The following is a 23594-nucleotide window of genomic DNA, read 5'->3' as shown; positions in this document are numbered from 1 at the left end:
CCAGAAGGGGGAGCCCGAGGTCATGGACAGTCACCAGGAGGCCCGGCGGGCCAGAGTGCGGATCGCTCTGGTCTTCGCCGTGCACGGAGCGGTCACCGGCACCTTCGTCACCCGGATCCCCTGGATCCAGGACCACCTGGACCTGAGCCCGGGTCAGCTCGGCCTGGCCCTGGTCGCGCCGGCCATCGGTGCCTCGCTCTCCATGCCGCTGGCCGGCCGGGTGGTCCACCGCTACGGCGCGCGGGCCGCCGTCCGGGGGCTGCTGGCGCTCTGGTGCCTGGCGCTTGCGCTGCCCGCGCTCGCCCCCAACCTGGCGGCGCTGTGGATCATCCTGTTCCTGTACGGCGGCGCCGCCGGGATGGCCGACGTCGCGATGAACGCCCAGGGCGTCGAGGTGGAGCGGCGGCTCGGCCGCTCGATCATGTCCGGTCTGCACGGCATGTGGAGCGCGGGCGGGCTGATCGCCTCCGGCTTCGGCGTACTGGCGGCGCATCAGCAGTTCGACGCCCGGGTGCAGTTGGCCGTCACCGCGCTGGTGCTCACCGCACTCGGCGTCTCGGTCTGCGGCGGGCTGATCGACGTCCGCCCCGCCGAGGACGAGGACGCGCCGCCGCGCTTCGCCCTGCCGCCCCGCTCGGCGCTGGCGATCGGGCTGGTCGGCTTCTGCGCGGTCTTCGCCGAGGGCGCCAGCATGGACTGGGGCGGGGTCTACCTGCGGGACGTCACCGGTGCCTCGCCCAGCATCGCGGCGGCCAGCTTCACCGCCTTCGCCGCCACCATGACGGCGGCCCGGCTGGCGGGCGACCTGGCGGTCCGCCGGCTCGGCCCGGTCCGCGCCGTCCGGGTCAGCGGCTGCGTCGCCACCCTGGGCGGCCTGCTGGTGATCAGCTCCGACTCGCCCTACCTGGCCATCCCGGGGTTCGCGCTGATCGGTATCGGCATCGCCGTGGTCGTCCCGCTCGCCTTCGCGGCCGCCGGGCGCAGCGGCGGCAACCCGAGCCAGGCGATCGCGGGGGTCGCCACCATCACCTACACCTCCGGCCTGATCGCCCCGGCCGTGATCGGCCTGATCGCCCAGACCACCTCGCTCACCGTCTCCTTCGGCGTGGTCACCGCGCTGACCGCCGCCCTGGTGCTCAGCGCAGGTGCCCTCCGGCAGAGCGCCTCACCGCGCACCGAGCCCCGCACCGAGCCCGGCGCCGATCCCAGCACCGGTCCCGACCGCCGGAGCGTGAACGCGGCGTGACGGGAGGGCGCGGGGCAGCCAGCCCCGCGCCCTCAGTCGGCGTGCAGGATCCGGAACCGCCCCGGTTCCGCCGGATCGCGGTCGACGACCTGGATCGGCGTCGACGCCCACTGCCGGACGCCGATGCCCGGCAGCCGGGAGAACCGGATCGTGCCACGGGTGCCTTCGACCGCCACGAGTGGCCAGGCCGCGGCGGTGCTCGCCCGGTCCGTGCCGTGGGAGCGCAGGACGTCGGCGAGGACGGTGACGGTGTCGTAGCCCTCGAAGGCGACGAAGGACGGCGCTGCGGACAGTCGCTCACCGAGGGCCGCCTCGACGCGCGCGCCGAGCGGGGTGAGGCGCTCGGGCAGGTAGCGCAGGAACGGGATCGCGGCGCCGTCGGCGCCCAGTGCGGTCGCCCACCCGGCGAACTCCGGCTGCCCGGCCGGCGCACCGATCACGGTCTCGGCGAGGCGCGGGTCCCGGCGGACGGCCCTGACGATCGGCACGGCCGGATCGGGCTGGCCGACCAGCAGGAGGAGGGCGGTCGCGCGCTCCTCGACGAGTGCGTCGCACACGGCCTCGGGGGTGAGTTCGCGCATTTCGAGTTCGATGACGGTGCCGCCGCGTGCACCGAGGTGGTCCCGCAGGATGCTCGTCCCGGCTGCCCAGTAGACACTCGGCTGGGTTGCCACGGCGATCCGACGGTGGCCCGCACCGAGCAGGAAGTCCGCGTAGATCCGCCAGCCGCGCGACTGCGGTGGGGAGAGCCGGGCGACCCATTCCGTCGGCCGGTCGGTGAGCGCGTCGAGCACCGCCGACGAGCACAGGTATGGCAGGCCGAGCGCGTCCGCCCTGGTGGCGGCGGCACGGGCGACCACGCTGTGGTACTCCCCCGCCAGGGCGACCACGCCCAGCCGGGCCAGTTCGTCCACGGCCGCCGCGGCCCGCTCCGGATCAGCCGCGGTGTCCCTGACCAGCAGCTCGACCGGCCTGCCGCCGATCCCACCGGTGTCGTTGACGTCGTGAACGGCCAGCTCGAGTCCGGCGAGCAGGTGCCGGCCCGCCTCGACCCAGCCGGGCCGCGTCAGCGGAACGATAGCGCCGATCCGGACTGACGAGCCGTCGGTCCGCTCTGCTCCGGCCGGCGATGGTGCGGTGTTCATGTGGTGGTGTCTCCCGAGTGGAGCCTGGGCGCGTCCATCCGGTGATCATCGGCGGCGGTCCCGGTTACCGCAACCCCCGGTCCAGCCGCAGCCGTTCGCCGTCACCGGCCCGGATCGGGCAGTCCGGCATCGGGCAGCCGCACTCGCCGAAGGAGAGAGCCGAGCCCGAGACGTACTCGGCCCGGTCGAACCCCCGCCGCTCGGCCGAGGTCCGCCCCTGCCGCACCCGCTCCTGAATCCGCTCCGCCGTCTCGCTCATGACCGACCTCCGCTGTCGCGCTTTGCCTCGTTGTCCCGCCGACCGTGATCTCGATCGACTAGCTTGTAACAGGATCGACACGGAGAGCGACCGGGAACAGAGTTGACGGTCCAACAGTCGAGCCGACAGATCCGGCCGCCCTTCCCGGCCGGGCCCGCCTACCCGGGGGAACCACCGACAGATGCCCAGCCCACGCGAACTCGACCCGTCCGAATCCATGCTGGCCCTGTTCGGCTCCGAGCTGCGCGAGCACCGCTCCCGGGCCCGGCTCAGCCAGGAGAACCTGGGCGAGGTGCTCGGCTACACCGGTTCGCTGGTCGGCCAGATAGAGACCGGCCGCCGTACCCCCACCCGGGAGTTCGCCGAGCGGCTCGACGGGGCGCTGGAGACCGGCGGGATCTTCTCCAAGCTCTGGCCGCACATCACCCGTGGCCAGTTCCCCGGCTTCTTCAAGTCGTACGCCGAACTGGAGCCCCGGGCCTGCCAGATGCTGGAGTACGGGGGCGAGCTGATCCCCGGCCTCGGGCAGACCGAGGGGTACATGCGGGCGGTCTTCGAGGCCGGGCTGCCACTGGCCCCGCCGGAGACCATCGAGGAGAAGGTGGCCGCCCGGCTGGGCCGCCAGGAGCTGCTCCGTGGTCCAACACGTCCGTTGTTGTGGTGGCTTCTGGCGGAAAATGCCATTCGTCGCCCGGTGGGCGGATTCGGCACGATGGCTGATCAGTTGGGGCACCTTGTTGATCTCGTCCGGTCGCGGATGGTTGTGATCCAGGTGCTGGAGACCTCCAGGGGTGCACACGCGTTGCTGGAGGGGTCCATGACGCTAATGTCCTTCGCAGACGGGATCCCCGACACGGGGTACGTCGAGGCGCCGCACGCCGGTGTGCTGATCGAACACCCGGACACGGTACGAGAGTTGAGGCTCTCCTACGACCTGACACGGGCTGACGCCCTGTCACCGGAAGCGTCGCTGAACCTCGTTGAAAAGGTAGCGAAGGAGCACCAACACCATGCTGACGAGCACCGAGCTGAACCGGGCTGACTGGCAGTCGTCCAGCTACAGCGGGGCCTCCGGAGGCAACTGCGTCCAGCCGGCCCTGAATCTCGCCGTCGCGCACGGCGTCGTCCCGGTCCGCGACTCCAAGAACCCGGCCGGCCCGCACCTGGAGTTCCCGGTCCGCGCCTGGGCCGCGTTCGCGAGCTGGGCCGCCACCCAGCCGGTCTGACGGACCCCGCGGGTCCGACCTCCGCCGGATGGCCACGACGGTGCCCCCGCTACCCTCGTGGCCATGAACACCGCAGCTCAGCCGCCCGTTCCCGCCACCCGCAACCCCGTCGGCGCCCATGTGCCGGTGGCCGGTCGCGGGCTGGTCGGCACCGGGCTGGCGTACGCGGAGCGGGTCGGCGCGGAGGCCGTCCAGGTCTTCGTCGCCAACCCGCGCGGCTGGGCCACCCCCGCCGGGACACCTGCCCGGGACGCGGAGTTCCGGGCAGCCTGCGCGACCGCCGGCATCCCGGCGTACGTCCACGCGCCCTACCTGATCAACTTCGGCTCCGACTCGACCGCCACCCGGGAGCGCTCCGCCGAATCGCTGTGGCACTCCCTGGTGCGCGGGCACGAGATCGGCGCGCTCGGCGTGGTGGTGCACACCGGCTCGGCCGTCGGCCGGGCCGCCGACGGCGGCTCCCGCTACGCCGAGGCGATGGCGCAGGTCCGCGCGGACGTCCGACCGCTGCTGGACCAGCTGGACGCGCTCGGCGAGGACGCCCCCTGGCTGCTGCTGGAACCCACCGCCGGGCAGGGCAGTTCGCTCTGCTCCCGGATGGAGGACCTGGCCGCCTACCTCGACGCCCTCGACCACCACCCCCGGGTCGGCGTCTGCCTCGACACCTGCCACGCCTTCGCCGCCGGGCACGACCTGGCCGACCCCGAGGGCGTCACCGAACTCCTCGACACCCTGCTCGCCGCCGTCGGCCCCGGCCGGCTCCGGCTGATCCACGCCAACGACTCGATGGACGTGGTCGGCGCCCGCAAGGACCGCCACGCCAACATCGGCGCGGGCCACATCGGCTCCCCCGCCTTCGCCCGCCTGCTCGCCCACCCGGCCACCGACGGCGTCCCCCTGATCATCGAGACCCCCGACGGCCGCCACGACCCGGCCCGCATCGAGGGCGCCCGCCACGCGGCGGACATCGCCCTGCTGAAGCAGCTCCGGACTCCTGACCACCTGCGGCGAGACCACTGACGGACGTTGTAGCGCCGGGATCAGCGGGTCTCCAACGGGTCGGCCCGGCCGAGCAGTTCCGCGAGTGGGACGCCGGTCCGAGCGGCGATCACGCGGCGGGCCCGCAGCTGGGCACGGGTGCGGGGGCGGAACTTCGGCTCCCGCCCACATCCGCACGCCTCGAAGCCCTCGTAGCGCAACCCTGCGCCGAGTACGGCCGCCACGACCGACCACGCCTTCCGGTTGCTACGGCGCGGTGCCGCGAAGTCGTGCCCCGCACACAGCAGCTGCCCGGCGCAGCGCGGGCAGGTGTTTCCGGCACCACCGGGATGCCGTTTGAAGCTGATCCGGCACGACACGCACGCGTAGTGCAGCTTGTAGTGGACGAAGGCATAGGTGCACACGAGCAGACCGTACCCGGCGGCGCTTCGTCACCGGCCAACTGATTACGCGTCAGCAGCCCGAGCGTGCCCGCCACGGCGGGCGTCAGGGAGTTGCCCACCCGGTCGACCAGGCCGGCGGCCGGCAGTCGATACTGGGCCCCGCCCATCAGTACGGACCCAGGAGCGCGAACAGTGACCGACGACACCCGGATCGGCCCCCCGAACTTCGGCAGCGAGCGCGAGATGCTGCGGACCTTCCTCGACTACCAGCGGGCCACCCTCGCGATGAAGTGCGCGGGGCTGACCGACGAGGAGCTGCGGCAGCAGTCCAGCCCGCCCTCCACTCTCTCGCTGCTCGGCCTGGTCCGGCACCTGGCGGAGGTGGAACGCGCCTGGTTCCGCCGGGTCTTCGAGGACCACGAGGCGCCGATGGTCTGGTCCGAGAAGATCGACTTCCAGGCCGCCTACGACGCGAGCAACTCCACCCGGGAGGAGGCGTTCGGCGCCTGGGAGGCCGAGGTGGCGAACTCCCGCCGGATCGAGCAGGCCGCCGACTCGCTCGACCTGGCCGGGTACCAGCCGAGGTGGGAGGAGGAAGTCTCGCTGCGGATGGTGATGGTGCACGTGCTGCTGGAGTACGGCCGCCACAACGGCCACGCGGACTTCCTCCGCGAGGGCATCGACGGCACCGTGGGCGCCTGACCTGCACAAATCACTGGCGTTGCACCGGGAGCACTGCGATCATCTTCGGATGATCACCGTCGCCGACGACCTCGGCCACCTCTCGTACACCGTCACCGGAGAGGGCTCACCCGTCCTCCTGGTGCACGCCGGCGTCACCGACCACCGGCTCTGGGACCCGATCGTGCCCGCCCTCGCCGAGCGGCACACCGTCATCCGGTACGACCTGCGCGGCTTCGGCGAGTCCGCTCCCCCGTCGGGCCCGTTCAGCATGACCGACGACCTGCGCCGGATCCTCGACCACCTCGGTCACGACCGCGTCCAGCTCGTCGGCGCGTCCTGGGGCGGCCTGCTCTCGCTCGCCTTCTCCCTCGCCCACCCCGAGCGCGTACGGTCGCTGACCATGCTGGCCGCGATGTGGCCCGGATATGACTGGTCGGCAGAGATGCATGCCTACGACGAGGCCGAGACGGCCGCGCTGCAGGCGGGCGATCTGGCGGCCGCCGTCTCGGTGAACCTGGACATGTGGCTGCGCGGCCCGTCCCGCAGCTGGGCGGAGGTCACCCCGGGCCTGGCCGAGCAGCTCCAGGACCCGGTGCGGATCTCCCTCGTGCACCAGGACGTCCGGGGCGAGTTCACCCAGGACCTCCCGGACCGTGACCTGAGCGCCGTCGCCGTGCCCACCATGGTCGGGATCGGCCTGCTGGACGTCGCCGACTTCCAGGACATCTCCCGCCGGTACGCCGCCGCGATCCCCGGCGCCACCCTGGTCGAGTTCCCCACCGCTGCCCACCTGATCCCGCTCGACGCACCCGCCGAGCTGACCGCGGCCCTGCTCCCCTTCCTGGACAGGGTGTGAGCCGGCCCCGGACCGGACCGTAGAATCGCCCGGTGCCTGTCGTGTCGCGCGTGATCCGGTCGCCGTGGTTCCGGTTGGGGGCGTTGCTCGCGGTGCTCGCGGCGGCGGCCGGCTCACTGCTGCTCTGGAGCCCGACCGACCTGCTGCGGGACGGCGTCCCGATCCCGGTCTTCGTCCTGGTCTACGCCGTGGCCACGGTCGCCTTCGTGCCCAAGCCCGCCCTGAACGGCGCGGCGGGCATGGTGCTCGGCAGCGCCCAGGGCGTACCGGTGGCCGTCGCGGCGACCACCCTCGGCGCGCTGCTGGGGTTCTGGCTCGGGCGGGCCCTCGGCCGGGACGCAGTCCGGCCGCTGCTGCGCGGGAAGGTCGCGTCCGCGCTGGACCGGCGGCTCAGCGAGCACGGCTTCCGCAGCATGCTGCTGGTCCGGGTGATCCCTGGTGTGCCGTTCCAGGCCGCGAACTACGCCGCCGCGTTCTCCGGCGTCCGGGTGCTGCCGTACACCCTCGCCACCGCGCTGGGCGTGGCGCCCGGCACGGCCGCGTACGTGATCGCGGGGGCCAGCGCCGGCCACCCGGGCTCACCGGCCTTCCTGATCTCGGCCGCCCTGATCGTGCTGATGTGCCTGTACACCGTGCTGGCCGGCTGGCGTGCGTACCGCCGTGCCCGGCGCCGCCCCGCCGTCGCCGCCGCCGCCGCCGAGAGCGCACCGGAACTCTCCGCCGTTCCCTCGCACAGTCGCTGACGCACCGTCGAATTCACTGTCCCCTGTCGGTGTGATCCGCAAGAATGAACTCATCGGCGACACGACCGGCAGGTAAATCCGTTACAGGACTGTTGACGAACAGTCAACTGTGGCCTGACGCACACGGATATGGTCTACGCGCGGAACCGAACGGCGAGCTGCGGCGTCGCAGGAGATGCCCGGAAAATCCGGGTTGTCCCGCGAGCCACGCCCCGCACGGCGGTCGCGAACGGGCACCGAAGCGGTGATCAGTGCGATACTCGGACAGTTCCGACGGATGGATGACGCGTCAGCTGACGTGGTCACCCGGGGGGACGAGTACGGGACGAGAAAGGGAGGCGCGGCAATGGGAGCACTTCGCGACGAGCACCACAACGGGTGGCTGATGCCCTCCGGTAACTACCCCGCCGCGGTCTACGAGGATTCGTGGGCCACCCAGGAGTCGGCCGTGGCCGTCCCCGCCCCGGCGAAGATCGTCTCCCTGAAGCCGACCGGCTTCGAGGCGGCCCGCACCGTCGGCGAGCACATCCGCGCGGGCATCCCGGTCGTGATGGACGTGACCGAGATGACCGACGCCGAGGCCAAGCGGATGGTCGACTTCGCCTCCGGCCTGGTCTTCGGCACCCAGGGCGGGATCGAGCGGATCGCCCGCCGGGTCTTCCTGCTCACCCCGGCCGACGTCGAGGTGATGGTGATCGACCGCCCGCTCGACGAGACCGGCTTCTACAACCAGAGCTGACCGCCGGCCCACAGCAGCCCGAGCCCGGAACCACCTTCGAGGTCGTTCCGGGCTCACTGCCGTCCCGGCCCGGCTACTGACCCTGCATCAGCAGATGCCCGCGGCGGAAAGCCCGCTCCCCCGCGCGCGGCTCCCGCAGCATCCGGCCGACCTCGGTGAACCCGGCCGCGCCCGCCAGCTCCGCAAGCTCGTCGGCCGGCCACCGCCAGGCCGGTGCCACCTTGTGGTCGAACACCGTCAGCGGCCCGCCCTCGAAGAAGGCCAGCAACAGGTACCCGCCCGGGGCCAGCACCCGCCGGAACTCCGCGAAGTACGAAGGAAGTTCGGCCGGTTCGGCGTGGATGACGGAGTACCAGGACAGGATCCCGGCCAGCTCGCTGTCGGCCAGCTCAAGCGCCGTCATCGTCCCGAGCTCGAAGCGCAGCTCCGGATACTCCCGGCGGGCCAGCTCGATCATCACCGGCGACAGGTCGACCCCGAAGGCGTCCAGCCCCAGCTCCCGCAGGTGCGCCGTCACCCGCCCGGGCCCGCACCCGAGGTCACCGACCGGCCCACCCCCGGCCGCCCGGACGGAGTCGGCGAACGCGGCGAGCACCGAGCGGTCGAGTGGCAGCCCGTCCAGCTCGTCCCGGAAGAGGTCGGCGTACAGGACGGCGACGGCGTCGTAGGCCCGGGCGGTCGCAGCTGGGTGGCAGGTCGGTTCGGTCACAGCCGACGACCCTAGCCCGTCGGACACCCCGTTCGCCCGAAGTTCTCGAATGAGCCCTATCCGCATCAGGTGAGACATCGATGTCTCACCTGATATACACTCGGCTCATGGCCACCGACCGTGACTCCGTCCTCGAAGCCGCCGTCGGCGTGCTCTCCCGCCGCCCCACCGCCCACCTGGACGAGATCGCCCGGGCGGCCGGGATCAGCCGGGCCACCCTGCACCGGATATTCCCGGGCCGCGAGGCCCTGATCCGCGAGGTCGGCGCGCTCAGCCTGCGCAAGTTCGCCAGCGCGCTGGACACCGCCGCGATCGACACCGGCGACCCCCAGGCCGCGCTGCGCCGACTGGTCGACGCGGTCGTCCCGGACGCGGCCCTCTGCGCCTTCCTGGCCGGCGAGAACCAGCTCTTCGACGACCCGGAGATCAACGAACTCTGGGAGATCCAGGACGAACGGGTCCGCTCCCTCTTCCTCCGTGGCCAACAGGAGGGGGTGTTCCGGATCGAACTCTCGGCCGGCTGGCTCAGCGAAGCCTTCTTCGACCTGGTGGCCGGCGTCGGCTGGGCCGTTCAGGACGGCCGCCTCGCCCCCCGTGACAGTGCCTACTCGCTCGCCGAGCTCTTCCTCGGCGGCGCCCTCAGGAGCCCTGACCGATCATGAGCACCACCCTCGGCCGCCCCGTCGCCAGGCAGCGCTGGGTCGGCCTCGCCGTCCTGGTGCTGGCGGTGACCCTGGTCGCGCTCGACGCGACCGTCCTCTCTCTCGCCCTGCCCTCGATCAGCGAGACCCTCCACCCCACCGGCACCCAACTGCTCTGGATCGGCGACAGCTACTCCTTCGTGCTGGCCGGCCTGCTGGTCAGCATGGGCGCGCTCAGCGACCGGATCGGCCGCAAGAAGCTGCTGTTGCTCGGCTCCAGCGCCTTCGGAGCCGCCTCCCTGCTGGCCGCGTACGCGCCGAGCGCCGGCTGGCTGATCGTGGCCAGGGCGCTGCTCGGCGTCGCGGGCGCCACCATCATGCCCTCCACCCTCTCGCTGATCCGCAGCCTCTTCCCGGACGCCCGGGAGCGCGCCACCGCGATCGGCATCTGGGGCGCGGGCGCCACCGCCGGTGCCGCGCTCGGCCCGGTGGTCGGCGGTGTCCTGCTGGAGCACTTCTGGTGGGGCTCGGTCTTCCTGCTCAACCTGCCCATCCTGGCACTGCTGCTGGTGCTCGGCGGCTGGCTGCTGCCGGAGTCCAAGGACCCGAACCCGGGCCGCTGGGACGTGCTCAGCGTGCTGCTCTCGATGGCCGGTGTGATCGGCGTGGTCTACGCGATCAAGGAGGCCGCCGCAGGCGGGCTCGGCCACTGGCTGGTGCCGGTCACCTTCGTGCTCGGCGCCACCGCGCTGGCCGTCTTCGTCCGTCGCCAACTCCGCCTGCCCACCCCGCTGCTGGACGTACGGCTGTTCAGGAACCCCCGGTTCACGGCTGCGGTGCTCGGCTCGCTCGCCTCACTGATCGGTCTGTCCGGCGTGATCTTCTTCATGTCGCAGTACCTCCAACTGGTGCGCGGGTACTCCCCGTTGACGGCCGGCCTGGCCGAACTCCCGGCCTTCGTCGGCGCGGTGGTCGGCGGGCTGCTGACCGCCCAGCTGGCCCGCCGCACCGGCGCCCGGGCCACCCTGGTGGGCGGCCTGCTGGTGATGGGCCTGGGCATCGCGGTGCTCGGCTGGGTCCAGCAGGACAGCAGCTACCTGGTGCTCGGCGCCTCCTTCCTGGCCATCGGCACCGCCGAGGGCATCGTCTACACCCTCTCCGCCGACCTGGTCCTCACCGCCGCCCCCGCCGACCGGGCCGGCGCCGCCTCGGCCGTCTCCGAGACGGCGTACGAGCTCGGCACCGCCCTCGGCATCGCCCTGGTCGGCTCGGTGGTCACCGCCATCTACGCCGCCACCCTGGTCGCCCCGGCCGGGACCGACCAGGCCGCCGCCGACCAGGCCAAGGAGTCGATCGGCAACGCGGTCGAGGCCGCCGGCACCCTCCCGGCCCCGCTCGGCGGCGAACTGCTCGACGCGAGCCGCACCGCCTTCGTCCACGGGATGAACATCGCCGCCTTCATCGCGGCGGCGCTGCTTCTCTCCTCGGCCGCCTTCTCCTGGTACCTGCTCCGCCGCCGGGCCGCAGACCGCGCCACCGTGAGGCAGCCGTCCGAACTGGTCCACTGACCCCGCCCTGACGGTCCCTCAGCCGGCTGCGTCGAGCAGCAGCCGGGCGGCCACCGTGGTCCCGTCGGTACGGATCGTGCCGGCCACGGCCCGCGCCCGTACGCGGGTCTCGGAGGCCAGGGCCGTCCCGAGCGCGGCTGCCAGCGACTCGGTGGTCGGGGCCGGACCGTCGTGCGCGAGGCCGATACCCAGGTCGCCCACCCGCTCGGCCCAGTACGGCTGGTCCGCCCCCTGGGCCACCACCACCTGGGGTGCGCCGGCCCGGGCGGCCGTCGTGGTGGTGCCCGCACTACCGTGGTGCACGACGGCAGCCACCCGGGCGAACAGGGCCGACTGGTTGACCTCGCCGACGGCGATGCAGTCGTCCTGATCGTCGATCAGGTCCAGCTCGGCCCAGCCCCGGGCGACGACCACCCGGCGGCCCTGCGCCCGGACGGCCTCGACGGCCACCCGGGCGAGCTGCTTCGGATCGCTGACGGGTGTGCTGCCGAAGCCCACGTACACCGGCGCCGTACCGGCCTCCAGGAACGCCACCAGCTCGGGCGGGAGCGGGCGTTCGTCCGCCCGGCTCCACGCACCGGTCTGTACGACGTCGAGGTCGGTCGGCCGCCACGGACTCAGGACAGGGTCCGTCGCCAGCCACGGCCGGTCGGTGAAGGCGTAGTCCCGGACGTTGTCCACCGGCGCCAGGCCGGCCGCCGCCCGGTAGGTGTTGAGCATCTCGCCGAACATCTCGTTCGCGTTCCGGGCATCCACCTCCCACAGCGCCCGGTTGTCGGCCACCCCCGCCGGCAACGGCCGTCCCCGCCGCGCGGGCGGCGGCTGGTACGGCGACGGCAGACTGACCGGCTGATGGCTCGCGTGCACGAAGCGGATGCCCAACTTCTCGGCCACCGACCGCGCACCGGCCGTGACCGGCAACGGTCCGGTCGCCACCAACGCATCACCGCCCTCGGCCACCGCAGCCACCGTCTCGAACTGAGCAGCCATCAACTCCGCCGCCCGCTGCGCCAAGCCCACCGCCGACCCCGGCACCACCGAGGTCACCACCTGCCGCACCGGCCGACCGGTCGGCACCAACTCCACGCCGACACCGGCCAGCAGCTCCACGAACTCCTCGTCCGGCGGCGCGCACACCCGCACCTCCGCGCCCAACTCCCGCAGCCGCACCGCGAGTCCCACCATCGGCTCGACGCTCCCACGCGCTCCGTACGTCGACAACACCACACGCATCTTCGTGATTCTCATTTCCGCAGGTTCCGGGCCCAGGCCGACGATTCTGCGGCACCACCCGGGTCTTGTCGCAAGGCCCCCCGTGCGCTATATGTTGAGAGTGGCGAGGAGTGAGTTTCCCTCCCGCCCCACCCTCCCCTCCGGCCACACCCCTCGTCAGGTGCGTTACGGTGATGGTGTATTGAGCCTCAGTCAGTGCTCCGTACCGACCGCAGGAGGGGACTTCATGCCCGAGCTGGAACTCTCGGCGGGAACCATCGACTACCAGGACACCGGCGGCAACGGCCCGGTCGTCGTCCTGCTGCACGGCGTCGCGATGGACGGTTCGCTCTGGCGCCACGTCGTCGCCGGGCTCCGGGACGACTTCCGCTGCCTCGTGCCCACCCTCCCGCTCGGCGGCCACCGCCGACCGATGCACCCGGACGCCGACCTGTCGATCCTCGGCGTCGCCCGGCTGGTGGCAGAGTTCCTCGACCGGCTCGACCTGCACGACGTCACGCTGGTGCTCAACGACTGGGGCGGTGCCCAGAGCCTGGTCGCCGACGGCCGCACCTCCCGCATCGGCCGGCTCGTCCTCACCTCCTGCGAAGCGCTCGACAACTACCCGCCCGGCCTCCCCGGCCGCAACCTGGTCGCCTCCGCCAGACTGCCCGGCGGCCTGGCCCTGGCGTTCAACCTGCTCCGCCTCAAGCCCCTCCGCCGACTCCCGATGACCTGGGGCCGGATGACCAAGCGTCCGGTCCCGCCCGAGATCATGGACGCCTGGTTCCGGCCCGTCCTCAGCTCCCCCGCCATCCGCCGCGACCTACGCAAGTACGTCCTCAGCACCCCGCCCCGACCCGACCTGCTCGCCTGGACCGAAGCCCTCCGCACCTTCGACCGCCCCACCCTGATCGCCTGGGCCACCGAGGACCGCGTGATGCCCCTCGCCCACGCCCACCGCCTGGCCGAGCTCCTGCCCCAAGCCGAACTGGTCGAGATCCCCGACAGCTACACCCTCATCCCCGAGGACCAACCCACCGCCCTCATCGCCCACCTACGGGACTTCCTCTCCGCCGGGCCGTGAGCCGCCTCCTCCCAGTCGCAGCACGTGCAGCCACGCCTGACGGACAGTCCGCAGTACTCGGTACGCGGCGGCCGTCCTGGTCGCCACCGTAAACGAATGGCTGTGGGACCAACCTCGCTGCGACCATGCAACGGTGAACGATGGACTGCCCGACGGCTGGACGCTCGAGCGAATACGCTCCGCATCAGGGGACACCGAAGCGGTCCCACTGTCCCTCGAACGACTCGTCGTGCTCGAAGAACACGGCCGCGCGGACTACACCCCACTCCGACCCGATGTCATCCTCTCCTTCCACGGCCTGTGCCTCGTCCAGGCCGACGGCGACTGGTTCATGGGGGACCTCGACACCGACGGTTCCGTCATCTGCTGGTCCTCCTACGGCACCGACCTGGGTGAGGCCATCCAGGGCTTGTGACGGTCGGCCCAGCACGCCCGCCGGCTGCGATGACCTGAGCCGAAGTCACCACGGCGTGACGTCGGGGCTGACCATGGGCAGGGCCCACGGTTCCACCTTGCCCCCGACCAGGTCGGCCAGGAACTGAACGGCTCCGCCCGTGTAGTGCCACCAGGCGGAACTCCGCGAGGCGACCGTGACAGTCCACTCCGCCGGCCCGGCCTCACTGGTGGCCCACAGGAACAAGTCCCCCCTGTTCGAGCTGGCCCAGGGAAGCAGACCGCCCGGGGCGGGATAGGTGTGGAGCGGTACGGCCAGGTCGGCATCCGCGCACCACTCCGCGATGATCTCCAACATGTCGCGGAGGCCCTGCATCCAGGGGTACTCATGGCCGGGCTCTGGGCCACCGAGGCCGAGGAAGTCCCCGATAACGAAGGCCGGGTAGCGCTCACAGAGGAGTTTGTAGTCCTCGGGCAGGGAGGTGCCCAACTCGGCTTCCACAACCAGCCAGTTGAGGTTCCTGGCCTCCTGCAGACGCAGCGATGACAGGTCCGGAACCGCGTTCTCCAGCTCCGCGATCGCCTCTTCAGGGTCGGTCAGCCGGCGAACCGGAGCTTGTGTACCAGCGAAGTCATCCATGCGAGCAGAGTGTCAGGGCAGTACGACAACGCCTGCTCGGACCTCGAACCAGACCAACCGACGTCCGACCACCCGTCGACCGCCACCTCAGCGGTAGCGGTAGTCCAGCTCCATCTCCGCCCAGACCACCTTGCCGTCCTTGGTCTGCCGGGTGCCCCACCGGTGGGCCAGTTCGCTCACCAGGTGCATGCCCCGCCCGCCCTCGTCCTCCTCCGCCGAGGCTCGCAGTCGCGGTGCCTGGCCGCCGGAGTCGGCCACCTCGACCGTGAGCGTGCGGTCGCGGAACAGCCGGAGCCGACGCGGTGCGTCGGCGTGCAGCAGCGCGTTCGTGACGAGCTCGCTGACCAGCAGTTCGGCGAACTCGGAGAGGGCGGTGAGCCCCCACTCCTCCAGCGTCCGGCGGGTGAAACGGCGGGCCCGGCTGGGGGCCGGGCCGTCGCCGTCCAGCTCCAGCGTCGCGATCCGGTCGGCCGGGATCGGCAGGGCGCGGGCCATGATCATGGCGATGTCGTCCTCGGTCCCGTCCACGACCAGCGCGGCGAGCGCCGCGTCGCAGCTCTCCTCCAGCGTCCGGCCGTGGCCGGCCAGGGTCTGGGCCAGTATGCCGATGCCGTGGTCGATGTCCTCGCCGCGGCGCTCCACCAGGCCGTCGGTGTAGAGGGCCAGCAGGCTGCCCTCGCGCAGCGTGAACTCGGTGCTCTCGAAGGCCACTCCGCCCACCCCGAGCGGGACGCCCGGCGGCAGGTCGAGCGCCCGGGAGGTGCCGTCCGGGGCGACCCGGACCGGCGGGAGGTGGCCGGCCGAGGCGATCGTGCAGGTGCCGTCCACCGGGTCGTAGACCGCGCAGATGCAGGTGGCGAACTGGCCCTCGCCGATGCCCATCGCGGTCTCGTCCAGCCGGGTCAGCACCTGGTCCGGCGGCATGTCCAGGGTGGCCAGCGTCCGGGCCACCGTGCGGAGTTGACCCATCGTCGCGGCGGCCCGGATGCCGTGGCCCATCACGTCGCCGACCACCAGCGCGACCCGCCCGCAGGACAGCGGCACCACGTCGAACCAGTCCCCGCCCACCTCGCTCACCACGCTGCTCGGCAGGTACCGGTACGCGATCTCCAGGCCGATCGTGCGGTGGATCTCCTGCGGCAGCAGGCTGCGCTGCAGGGTGAGCGCGGTCTCCCGCTCGCGCCGGTAGAGCCGGGCGTTGTCGAGGGCGATCGCGGTCCTGGCGACCAGCTCCTCGGCCAGCGCCACGTCGGCCGCGGTGAACGGCTCGGGGTTGCGCATCCGGACGAACTCGGAGCCGCCGAGCACCATGCCGCGGGCCAGGATCGGCACCATCAGGTAGGAGTGGATGCCCGCCCTGACCCCGGGCCCGACCCGGGACTGCTCGTTCACCAGCGCCGACAGCACCTGCTCGTCCACGTGCGGCCGCAGCAGCGGGCGCCCACTGCGCAGGCACTCGGTGTAGACCCGCTTGGAGTCGTACTCCGAGGTGGCCCCGACCGCGTCCGCCGCGATCGTCATGCCCGACTCGTACGCCTCGCCGACCGCCACCGCGCGTAGCTGGACACCCCGGTCCGGCTGCAGATATGACGGCTCCTCACCTCGGAGCACCGGCTCCAGCAGGTCGACCGTCGCGAAGTCGGCGAATCTCGGGATCACCGCCTCGATCAGTTCCTCGGCGGTGCGCTGGAGGTCCAGCGTGGTGCCGATCCTGGCGGTGGCCTCGGCCAGCAGGGCCAGCCGCTCCTGGGCCCGGGAGGCCCGGGCCTCGGCCTGGAACCGTTCGGTCACGTCGATGATCGAGGAGCTCACCCCGAGGATCCGGCCGGTGGAGTCCTCCAGTCGGAAGTACGAGGCCGACCAGGCCCGCTCCCGGCGCGGGTCGCCGGGGGTGCGGCCGTGCGAGCGGGCGTCCACCACGGGCTGGCCGGTGGCCAGCACCTGGCGCATCACCCCCTCGATCTCCGCACTGTTGATGCCCGGCAGGATGGCGCTGATCCGCCGTCCGAGGTGCTCGGCCACCGTGAGGCCGTTGATCCTGGCCAGCGCGTCGTTCAGCCGGACGTAGCGCAGCTCGGTGTCGTACACCGCCATGCCGATCGGCGACTGGGTGAAGATGCCGTCCAGCACCGCGAGGTCGCCCTCGACCTGGCGCAGCGAGCCGACGTCGGAGGCGGTCGCCAGCAGCAGCCGGACGCCGCCGGGGCCGACGATGGGATAGGTGTGGAACTCCAGTTCCACCAGATGGCCGTCCCGGTGCCGGATCGGGAACACCCCGGACCAGCCCTTGCCCGCCATGATCTGCTCGAACAGCTCGAAGGCCCGTCGGCGGGACTCCTCGGGAACAAGCAGCTGGGCGGCGTAGCGGCCGACCGCCTCCCCCACCGGGTAGCCGGTGAGTGCCTCGGCGTCCTCGCTCCAGTGCAGGATCCGGCCGTCGCCCTCGACCAGGGCGGTCGCCAGCGGGACCAGCCGGTGGCCCTCCAACCGGTGGTCCAGTGCCGGGTGCCCCTCCGGACGCGGCGAAGCGGCACCTGCCACGGGGCCGGTGCCGTCCGGTACGTTGCGCTCGCTGCCTTGCATGATCAGGGGATCACCTGTCAGATACCTTCCCTGGTGTGGCCAGGGCGAATCGGCTTCCACCAGACTGCACGGCGGTGGAGAGTGCGGCTACTGCTGGTCCGTCAGGTGGGGTACACCATCAGGACGGCTGAGCTTTTCAGGTGATCAGCACGGCGTCCAGAGTTCTGGCCCACTGACATACCACTCCGGCCCGGCGCGGGCCGTCATCAGTGAGCAGATTGGCCAGTCCCAGCCCCCGGGCGAGGTCCAATGTGGCCTGAACGGTCTCCCGGGCACCGGGGTGCGACTCGTCGGCGCCGAGGAACTCGACCGCCGCCCGGTGCGCCTCCCGGCCGAGGTGGTTCTCCAGCGCAACGATCCGCTCCCGCAGCGCCTGCTCGGTGGCCGCGGCCACCCACAGGTGCAGCGCGGCCCGGAACAGCGGCCCGGTGTACAGCCGGACGATCAGCTCGACCACCGCCTCGGTCCGCCCCTCGCCCGGCGGCGGCAGCACCTCGGTGTCGGCCCGGACGGCCGCCAGCCGCTGCTCGGTCACGTACTCGACGGCGGCGGTGAAGAGGTCCTCCCGGGTCGGGAAGTGGTGCTGGGCCGCGCCCCGGGTGACCCCGGCCCGCTCGGCCACCACCGCGACCGTGCTGCCGTTCCAGCCCAGTTCGGCCAGGCACTCCACGGCGGCCTCCAGCAGCCGCCCCCCCCCCCCCCCCCCCCCCCCCCCCCCCCCCCCCCCCGCCGCTCAGGTGCGGTCGCGCAGCTGGCGGCGGAGGATCTTCCCGGCCGCCGACTTGGGCACCTGGTCGATGAACTCGACCGACCTGACCTTCTTGTACGGCGCCACCTGCCCGGCCACGAAGTCGTTGACCTGCTGCTCCGTCAGTTCGCTGCCGGGGGCGCGGACCACGAACGCCTTCGGCCGCTCCTCGCCGTCCGTCCCGGTCACCCCGATCACGGCGGCGTCGGCCACCTCGGGGTGGGTGAGCAGCAGGGCCTCCAGCTCGGCGGGCGCGACCTGGTAGCCCTTGTACTTGATCAGCTCCTTCACCCGGTCCACCACGAACAGGTAGCCCTGCTCGTCCACCACGCCGACGTCCCCGGTGTGCAGCCAGCCGTCCGGGTCGATCATCGCGTCGGTCTCGCTCTTCCGGCCGAAGTACCCCTGCATCACCTGCGGTCCCCGGAACAGGAGTTCGCCGCGCTCGCCGACCCCGAGCTCGGTGCCCGAGCCGTCCAGCGCGGTGACCCGCAGCTCGGTGGAGGCGACCAGCCGGCCGACCGTCCCGGCCGGCGGGTTCGGGTCGTCCAGCGGCACCACATGGGTGACGGGCGAGAGCTCGGTCATCCCGTACCCCTGGTGGATCCGCTCCAGGCCGAGCCTGCGGGCGGCGGCCGCCGCAAGGTCGGCGTCCAGCGGGGCGGCGGCGCTCAGCACGTACCGGATCGAGGAGAGGTCGTACTGGTCGACCAGCGGGTGCTTGGCCAGGGCCAGCACGATCGGCGGGGCGACGAACACCCCCTCGATCCGCTGGTCCTGGATGGTGCGCAGGAACTGCTCCAGGTCGAAGCGCGGCAGCACCACGACCGTGGAGCCGGACCGGAGCGGGTGGTTGAGCAGCGAGGTCAGCCCGTAGATGTGGAAGAAGGGCAGCACGGCCAGGATGCGTTCGCCCTGCCCGGTGGAGTGCACCGCGTCGGTCTGCAGCAGGTTGCTGCTGATGTTGCGGTGACTGAGCATCACGCCCTTGGGCAGACCGGTGGTGCCGCTCGAGTACGGCAGTACGGCGATGTCGGTGGCCGGGTCGATCTCGGGGCTGGGCTCGGGCCCGGTGCAGGCCAGCAGGTCGGTCAGCGAACGGTGGCCCTCGGCCTGGTCGCAGACGAAGATCTCCTCGATCGGACTGCCCTCGGCCGCCAGCGCGTCGGCGGCCTCGGTGGCGACCGGGAGGAAGAGCGAGATGGTGATGATCCAGCGGGCCCCGCTGTCGCGGAGCTGCCCGGCCAGTTCGGCGGCCGTGCTGAGCGAGCTGACCGTGGTGACGGTGGCGCCCGCCCGGGTGGCGCCGTAGAAGGCGACCGGGTAGGCGATGGTGTTCGGGCTGAACAGTGCGATCCGGTCGCCCTTGCGTACCCCGGCCTCGGCCAGGCCCGCCGCGCAGCGCCGGCTGGCGCCGTCCAGCTGGGCGTAGCTGACGGACTGTCCGGTGAGACCGTCGATCAGGGCCGGTAGGTCCGCGTGGGCGGCGAAGTCGCCGAACACCGCGTCGTGGATCGGCAGGTCGAGCGGCTCGATGTCGGGGTAGTCGCTGCGGAACGCCATAGGTGCCTCCTGCGCGGGCTGGGTTGAGTGGGCTCCCCTAGAGTGGCGGCTGATGCCCTGGGCGGACAGAGTGCCGACCAGGTCGCCGCACAGCGAGGGCTTCAGCGCCCTTGCGGCGCACCGGATTTACAGCTGGCCTATGATCGCCCGATGACACTCGACGCGGCCCTGGCCGAGCTCATCGAACAGGGCGACTCCGAGGCTGCCAAGGAGCGGGTCGTCCGCACCCTGGTGGCCGAGGGCGTGTTCGTACCGGTCCACCAGGACGGCTCGCTGTACTACCTGACGCACAAGGACGGCACTGCGGCACTCCAGATCTGCACCACGGCAGCGGCGGTGCAGCACGTGGAGGGCGCCGCGGACACCTTCTACGCCGATGCACTGCGGTTGATGGAGGTCGTCCGCGAGATCGAGGCCAGGCGTCTGTTGGTCACCAGCTCGGACGGGTGGCGGATCGAGGTCCCGGCCTCCCGCCTCTTCGGTACGGTCTCCGAGCACGGCATACCGGGCACGGGACAGATGATCAGGCTGACCTGGTCCACCCACCCCCTGGCCGTGGCCCTGCGGGACTCCGTCTTCCGCCGCCTGCGCGAGTTCCCGGACATCCACTGCGTCTGGGTGTCCTGGGCCCGCTGGCTCGACACCGGCCACGAGCAGCTGATGGTGCACATGTCCGTCAGCGACGAGCTCCCGTCGCCCGCCGCCAAGCGGCTGATGGACGTCCTGCTCACGCAGGAGATCACCCTCGGCGATGCCGACCCGTCGCTCACCATGCTCGCGCTCCACCGGGTGACCCACGCCGACACCATCGCCGATCTGGACCGGAACGGGCTCGACACCATCCGGATCGACCACTCCACCGGGCGGATCGAGCTGATCTCGCGCGAGTACGACGACCCGGCGGCAGCCGAAGCCGCCCGCCGGGCCCTCGCCGATCAGCAGCACCGTGACGCCTGGCCCGACGCGGAGCAGGCGCAGCAGGTGGGACAGCGTCCACGCCGCTGGTGGCATCGGTCCTGACGGCCCGTCAGTACGAGCGGGGCAGCCCCAGGGTGTGCTGGGCCACGTAGTTGAGGATCATCTCCCGGCTGACCGGGGCGATCCGGCTGACCCGGGTCGCGGTCAGCAGGGCGGCCAGCCCGTACTCCTGGGTGAGCCCGTTGCCGCCCAGCGTGTGCACGGCCTGGTCCACGGTGTGGCAAGCCGCCTCGGCGGCCGCGTACTTGGCCATGTTGGCGGCCTCGCCGGCCTCCACGTAGTGGCCCTGGTCGTAGAGTTGGGCGGCCTTGAGCATCATCAGCCGGGCGAGTTCGATCTCGATCGCACACTGGGCCAGCGGGTGCGCGATCGCCTGGTGGGCGCCGATCGGGGTGTCCCAGACGGTACGGGTGCGGGCGTAGTCGGTGGCGGTGGCGAGCGCCTGGCGGGCCAGGCCCAGGGCGAACGCGGCGGTCATCACCCGCTCCGGGTTGAGCCCGGCAAACAGCTGCTCAAGCCCGGCGTCCTCGGCCCCGACCAGGGCGTCGGCGGGCAGTCGTACGTCGTCCAGGAAGACCTCGAACTGCTTCTCGGCGGTGACCAGTTCCATCGGTATCGCCCGGTACTCGAAGCCCGGCGTCTCGCGCGGCACCACGAACAGCGCGGGCTTCAACCGCCCGGTGCGGGCGTCCTCGGTGCGGGCCACGAAGAGCACCGCGTCGGCGTGGTCGATGCCCGAGATGAACACCTTGCGGCCGGTGAGCAGCCAGTCGTCGCCGTCCCGGCGGGCGGTGGTGGTCAGCCGGTGCGAGTTGGAGCCCGCGTCCGGCTCGGTGATGCCGAAGGCCATCCGGCGGCTGCCGTCGGCGAGTCCGGGCAGCCAGGCCAGCTTCTGCTGCTCGGTGCCGTAGCGCGCGATCACCGTGCCGCAGATCGCGGGCGAGACGATCATCATCAGCAGCGGGCAGCCTGCCGTGCCGAACTCCTCCAGCACGATGGCCAGTTCGGTGATGCCGGCGCCCCCGCCGCCGTACTCGACGGGCAGGCTGACCCCGAGGTAGCCGGCCTTCCCGGCCTCCGCCCAGAGCTCGTCGACGGGCTCCCCCGCGCGGGCCTTGCGGCGGAAGTAGTCGGGGCCGTAGCGACGGGCGAGGTCGCCGACGGCTCGGCGCAGGGCCTGGTGCTCCTCGGGCTCGACCGGGTTGAGCAGCGGTGCGGACATGGCGAAGGTCCCTTCCGTGCGGTGGGGCTCAGTGGGTGGGGGTTCAGTCGTGCGGGCGGACGACAGCCAGCAGGGTGCCGGGTTCGACCTGTTGGCCGGTGGCGACCCGTAGTTCGGTGAGTACGCCGTCGGTGGGCGCGCTGACCCGGTGTTCCATCTTCATCGCCTCCAGCCAGAGCAGTGGCTGCCCGGCGGTGACGTGGTCGCCGGGTGCGGCGGCCGTCCGGGTGACGGTGCCGGGCATCGGTGCGAGCAGCGCGCCGGGGGTGGGTTCGGCCTGTGGTTCGGGCAGCCGGGGCAGCGCGGTCAGGGTGGCGGCACCCTCGGGTCCGTCCAGGTGCAGCGTGCTGCCGTACCGGGCGATCCGGTACGTGTGCGTCCGCCCTTCGGCCCGCAGCGTGACCAAGTCCGTTCGAGCTTCGACCAGTTCGACACCCGGGTGGCCCTGCAGTCCGTCCCGGGTCAGCCGGTGGCGCACCTCGTGCTCGGTACCGTCGGCCGCCAGGTAGCGCCTGGTCTCCAACTGCGAGGGCAGGTTGCGCCAGCCCGGGGGGAACGGCGAGCTGCCCGTCTCCGACAGTGCGGCAGCGAGCGCGGGCAGCGCGAGACTCTCGCCCTTGCCGCCGAGGTCGTGCTCGTGCTCCTTCAGGAAGCCGGTGTGCAACTCACCTGCCAGGAACGCCGGGTGGCGCAGCGCCGCGACCAGCAGCGCCCGGTTGCTGCCCGGGCCGTGGATCCGGGCCCGGCTCAGGGCGGTGGCCAGCAGCCGAGCGGCAGCGGGCCGGGTGGGCGCCCAGGCGATCAGCTTGGCGAGCATGGGGTCGTAGTGCGGGCCGATCTCGGTGCCGTCGGTCACCCCGGAGTCCAGCCGCAGCCCGGTGTCCCGCTCTCCGGTACCGAACTCTACCGATACGCCTGGGACTTCGAGCAGATGCAGGGTGCCGGTCCTGGGCTGCCAGTCCTGCTCCGGGTCCTCGGCGTACAGCCGGGCCTCGATCGCGTGGCCCCTGGCCGGTGGCGGCTCGACGGGCAGCGCCTCGCCCTCGGCGATCCGGAGCTGGAGGGCGACCAGGTCGAGGCCGGTGACGCACTCGGTGACCGGGTGCTCGACCTGGAGCCGGGTGTTCATCTCCAGGAACCAGCACCGGCCTTCGGGGGTGACCAGGAACTCGGCCGTTCCCGCTCCCCGGTAGCCGATCGCCCGGGCGGCGGCGGTCGCGGCCCGGTGCAGTTCGCTCCGGAGTGCCTCGCCCAACCCCGGCGCCGGGGCCTCCTCGATCACCTTCTGGTGCCGGCGCTGGAGCGAGCAGTCCCGGTCGCCGACCACCCAGACCGTGCCGTGGGCGTCCGCGAGCAGCTGTACCTCGACGTGCCGCCCGTTCGGCAGATAGGGCTCGCAGAACACCTCGTCGTCCCCGAAGGCTCCCGCCGCCTCGGCCCGGGCTGCGGCCAACGCACCCGGCAGATCGGCGAGTTCGCGGACGATCCGCATTCCCCGGCCGCCACCTCCCGCCGCCGCCTTCACCAGCAGTGGCAGGTCGGCAGCCGTCGGCTCGGCCGGCACCGAGAGCACCGGTACCCCGGCCGCGGCCATCAGCCGCTTCGCCTCGGTCTTCGATCCCATCGCGGCGATCGCCTCGGCGGGCGGGCCGATCCAGGTCAGTCCGGCGGCCTGCACCGCCGAGGCGAACTCGGCGTTCTCGGACAGGAATCCGTAGCCAGGGTGGACCGCGTCCGCCCCGGTGGTGAGCGCTGCGGCGACCAGCAGGTCGGCCCGCAGATAGGTCTCGGCGGGCGCGGCCCCGGGCAGCCGGACAGCGGTGTCGGCCTCCCGGACGTGCGGGGCGTCGGCGTCCGGGTCGGAGTGCACGGCCACCGTGGCGATGCCCAGGTCACGGCAGGTCCGGAAGACCCGGCGGGCGATCTCGCCCCGGTTGGCGACCAGTACGGAGGTGATCATGGGTCAGGTC

Annotated in this window: 23 protein-coding genes and 1 pseudogene; 13 read left to right on the top strand and 11 right to left on the bottom strand. The window is 72.2% G+C overall.

The window, feature by feature from the left end:
* The first annotated feature begins 22 nt into the window (after nt 1-22).
* A complete protein-coding gene (locus ACXJMZ_RS22080) occupies nt 23-1246 on the top strand; it encodes an MFS transporter (RefSeq protein ID WP_457031790.1) in 1224 nt (407 codons plus the stop codon).
* Nucleotides 1247-1278: 32 nt separating this feature from the next.
* Here ACXJMZ_RS22080 and ACXJMZ_RS22075 read toward each other — a convergent pair whose 3' ends face one another.
* The gene (locus ACXJMZ_RS22075; RefSeq protein ID WP_457031789.1) at nt 1279-2391 is read right to left on the bottom strand and encodes an ABC transporter substrate-binding protein; all 1113 of its coding nucleotides are present in this window, start codon (nt 2389-2391) and stop codon (nt 1279-1281) included.
* 64 nt (nt 2392-2455) lie between these two features.
* Complete coding sequence (locus ACXJMZ_RS22070) at nt 2456-2650, bottom strand: hypothetical protein (protein WP_457031788.1); 195 nt, start codon at nt 2648-2650, stop codon at nt 2456-2458.
* A 181-nt stretch (nt 2651-2831) separates the two neighbouring features.
* Here ACXJMZ_RS22070 and ACXJMZ_RS22065 point away from each other — a divergent pair, with 181 nt between their 5' ends.
* The 3 genes from ACXJMZ_RS22065 (at nt 2832) to ACXJMZ_RS22055 (ending at nt 4896) form a co-directional block, all read left to right on the top strand.
* Nucleotides 2832-3692, top strand: coding sequence for a helix-turn-helix domain-containing protein (locus ACXJMZ_RS22065; RefSeq protein ID WP_457031787.1), 861 nt, complete (start codon nt 2832-2834; stop codon nt 3690-3692).
* On the top strand, nt 3661-3876 hold the full coding sequence (locus ACXJMZ_RS22060; protein ID WP_457031786.1) for a DUF397 domain-containing protein: 216 nt from the start codon (nt 3661-3663) through the stop codon (nt 3874-3876). Before ACXJMZ_RS22065 ends, ACXJMZ_RS22060 begins: the two co-directional genes overlap by 32 nt.
* Nucleotides 3877-3939: 63 nt before the next feature.
* Entirely contained in the window at nt 3940-4896 is a 957-nt protein-coding gene (locus tag ACXJMZ_RS22055; protein WP_457031785.1) for a deoxyribonuclease IV, read from the top strand.
* A gap of 20 nt (nt 4897-4916) precedes the next feature.
* Here the strand turns inward: ACXJMZ_RS22055 and ACXJMZ_RS22050 are convergent, their stop codons facing one another.
* Nucleotides 4917-5279 (bottom strand): hypothetical protein, encoded by a 363-nt coding sequence (locus tag ACXJMZ_RS22050; RefSeq protein WP_457031784.1) that lies wholly within the window; start codon nt 5277-5279, stop codon nt 4917-4919.
* 171 nt (nt 5280-5450) lie between these two features.
* Between ACXJMZ_RS22050 and ACXJMZ_RS22045 the strand changes: the two genes are divergently transcribed.
* From ACXJMZ_RS22045 to ACXJMZ_RS22030, 4 genes are all read left to right on the top strand, one after another.
* On the top strand, nt 5451-5960 hold the full coding sequence (locus ACXJMZ_RS22045) for a DinB family protein (RefSeq protein ID WP_457031783.1): 510 nt from the start codon (nt 5451-5453) through the stop codon (nt 5958-5960).
* Nucleotides 5961-6009: 49 nt separating this feature from the next.
* Entirely contained in the window at nt 6010-6798 is a 789-nt protein-coding gene (locus ACXJMZ_RS22040; protein WP_457031782.1) for an alpha/beta fold hydrolase, read from the top strand.
* Between the two features lie 32 nt (nt 6799-6830).
* A complete protein-coding gene (locus tag ACXJMZ_RS22035; RefSeq protein ID WP_457031781.1) occupies nt 6831-7541 on the top strand; it encodes a TVP38/TMEM64 family protein in 711 nt (236 codons plus the stop codon).
* 346 nt (nt 7542-7887) lie between these two features.
* Nucleotides 7888-8280 (top strand): cell division protein SepF, encoded by a 393-nt coding sequence (locus ACXJMZ_RS22030; RefSeq protein WP_057234943.1) that lies wholly within the window; start codon nt 7888-7890, stop codon nt 8278-8280.
* A 73-nt stretch (nt 8281-8353) separates the two neighbouring features.
* On the opposite strand, the gene ACXJMZ_RS22025 is transcribed toward ACXJMZ_RS22030, so the two are convergent.
* Nucleotides 8354-8989: a class I SAM-dependent DNA methyltransferase gene (locus ACXJMZ_RS22025; protein WP_457031780.1), complete on the bottom strand. Its 636-nt coding sequence runs from the start codon at nt 8987-8989 to the stop codon at nt 8354-8356.
* Nucleotides 8990-9096: 107 nt separating this feature from the next.
* Here ACXJMZ_RS22025 and ACXJMZ_RS22020 point away from each other — a divergent pair, with 107 nt between their 5' ends.
* Together ACXJMZ_RS22020 and ACXJMZ_RS22015 are read left to right on the top strand one after the other, a co-directional pair.
* Nucleotides 9097-9651 (top strand): TetR/AcrR family transcriptional regulator, encoded by a 555-nt coding sequence (locus ACXJMZ_RS22020; protein ID WP_457031779.1) that lies wholly within the window; start codon nt 9097-9099, stop codon nt 9649-9651.
* Complete coding sequence (locus ACXJMZ_RS22015; protein WP_457031778.1) at nt 9648-11198, top strand: MFS transporter; 1551 nt, start codon at nt 9648-9650, stop codon at nt 11196-11198. The genes ACXJMZ_RS22020 and ACXJMZ_RS22015 overlap by 4 nt, the downstream gene beginning before the upstream one ends.
* Nucleotides 11199-11216: 18 nt before the next feature.
* Here the strand turns inward: ACXJMZ_RS22015 and ACXJMZ_RS22010 are convergent, their stop codons facing one another.
* Complete coding sequence (locus ACXJMZ_RS22010; RefSeq protein WP_457031777.1) at nt 11217-12431, bottom strand: glycosyltransferase; 1215 nt, start codon at nt 12429-12431, stop codon at nt 11217-11219.
* Nucleotides 12432-12657: 226 nt separating this feature from the next.
* On the opposite strand from ACXJMZ_RS22010, the gene ACXJMZ_RS22005 reads away from it, so the two are divergent.
* A complete protein-coding gene (locus ACXJMZ_RS22005) occupies nt 12658-13497 on the top strand; it encodes an alpha/beta fold hydrolase (protein WP_457031776.1) in 840 nt (279 codons plus the stop codon).
* 133 nt (nt 13498-13630) lie between these two features.
* A complete protein-coding gene (locus ACXJMZ_RS22000) occupies nt 13631-13912 on the top strand; it encodes a hypothetical protein (RefSeq protein WP_457031775.1) in 282 nt (93 codons plus the stop codon).
* A 45-nt stretch (nt 13913-13957) separates the two neighbouring features.
* Here ACXJMZ_RS22000 and ACXJMZ_RS21995 read toward each other — a convergent pair whose 3' ends face one another.
* The 4 genes and pseudogenes from ACXJMZ_RS21995 to ACXJMZ_RS21980 all read right to left on the bottom strand — a co-directional run bounded on the left by ACXJMZ_RS21995 (nt 13958) and on the right by ACXJMZ_RS21980 (nt 19424).
* Nucleotides 13958-14530, bottom strand: coding sequence for an SMI1/KNR4 family protein (locus ACXJMZ_RS21995; protein ID WP_457031774.1), 573 nt, complete (start codon nt 14528-14530; stop codon nt 13958-13960).
* Nucleotides 14531-14617: 87 nt separating this feature from the next.
* Nucleotides 14618-17113, bottom strand: a complete 2496-nt coding sequence (locus tag ACXJMZ_RS21990) for a SpoIIE family protein phosphatase (RefSeq protein ID WP_457031773.1) — start codon at nt 17111-17113, stop codon at nt 14618-14620.
* 136 nt (nt 17114-17249) lie between these two features.
* Nucleotides 17250-17801, bottom strand: a pseudogene (locus ACXJMZ_RS21985) (TetR/AcrR family transcriptional regulator); the annotation flags it as partial.
* Between the two features lie 45 nt (nt 17802-17846).
* The gene (locus ACXJMZ_RS21980) at nt 17847-19424 is read right to left on the bottom strand and encodes an AMP-binding protein (RefSeq protein WP_457031772.1); all 1578 of its coding nucleotides are present in this window, start codon (nt 19422-19424) and stop codon (nt 17847-17849) included.
* Nucleotides 19425-19574: 150 nt separating this feature from the next.
* Here ACXJMZ_RS21980 and ACXJMZ_RS21975 point away from each other — a divergent pair, with 150 nt between their 5' ends.
* Nucleotides 19575-20444 carry a hypothetical protein gene (locus ACXJMZ_RS21975; protein ID WP_457031771.1) on the top strand — a complete coding sequence of 290 codons (870 nt, stop codon included), beginning with the start codon at nt 19575-19577 and terminating at the stop codon, nt 20442-20444.
* 7 nt (nt 20445-20451) lie between these two features.
* On the opposite strand, the gene ACXJMZ_RS21970 is transcribed toward ACXJMZ_RS21975, so the two are convergent.
* Together ACXJMZ_RS21970 and ACXJMZ_RS21965 are read right to left on the bottom strand one after the other, a co-directional pair.
* Nucleotides 20452-21624: an acyl-CoA dehydrogenase family protein gene (locus ACXJMZ_RS21970; RefSeq protein WP_457031770.1), complete on the bottom strand. Its 1173-nt coding sequence runs from the start codon at nt 21622-21624 to the stop codon at nt 20452-20454.
* A gap of 43 nt (nt 21625-21667) precedes the next feature.
* Nucleotides 21668-23584, bottom strand: coding sequence for an acetyl/propionyl/methylcrotonyl-CoA carboxylase subunit alpha (locus tag ACXJMZ_RS21965; protein ID WP_457031769.1), 1917 nt, complete (start codon nt 23582-23584; stop codon nt 21668-21670).
* Nucleotides 23585-23594: the final 10 nt, after the last annotated feature.

It is taken from the genome of Kitasatospora sp. P5_F3 (genome assembly GCF_054049135.1).
This window is presented reverse-complemented; position numbering and strand designations above follow the sequence as displayed.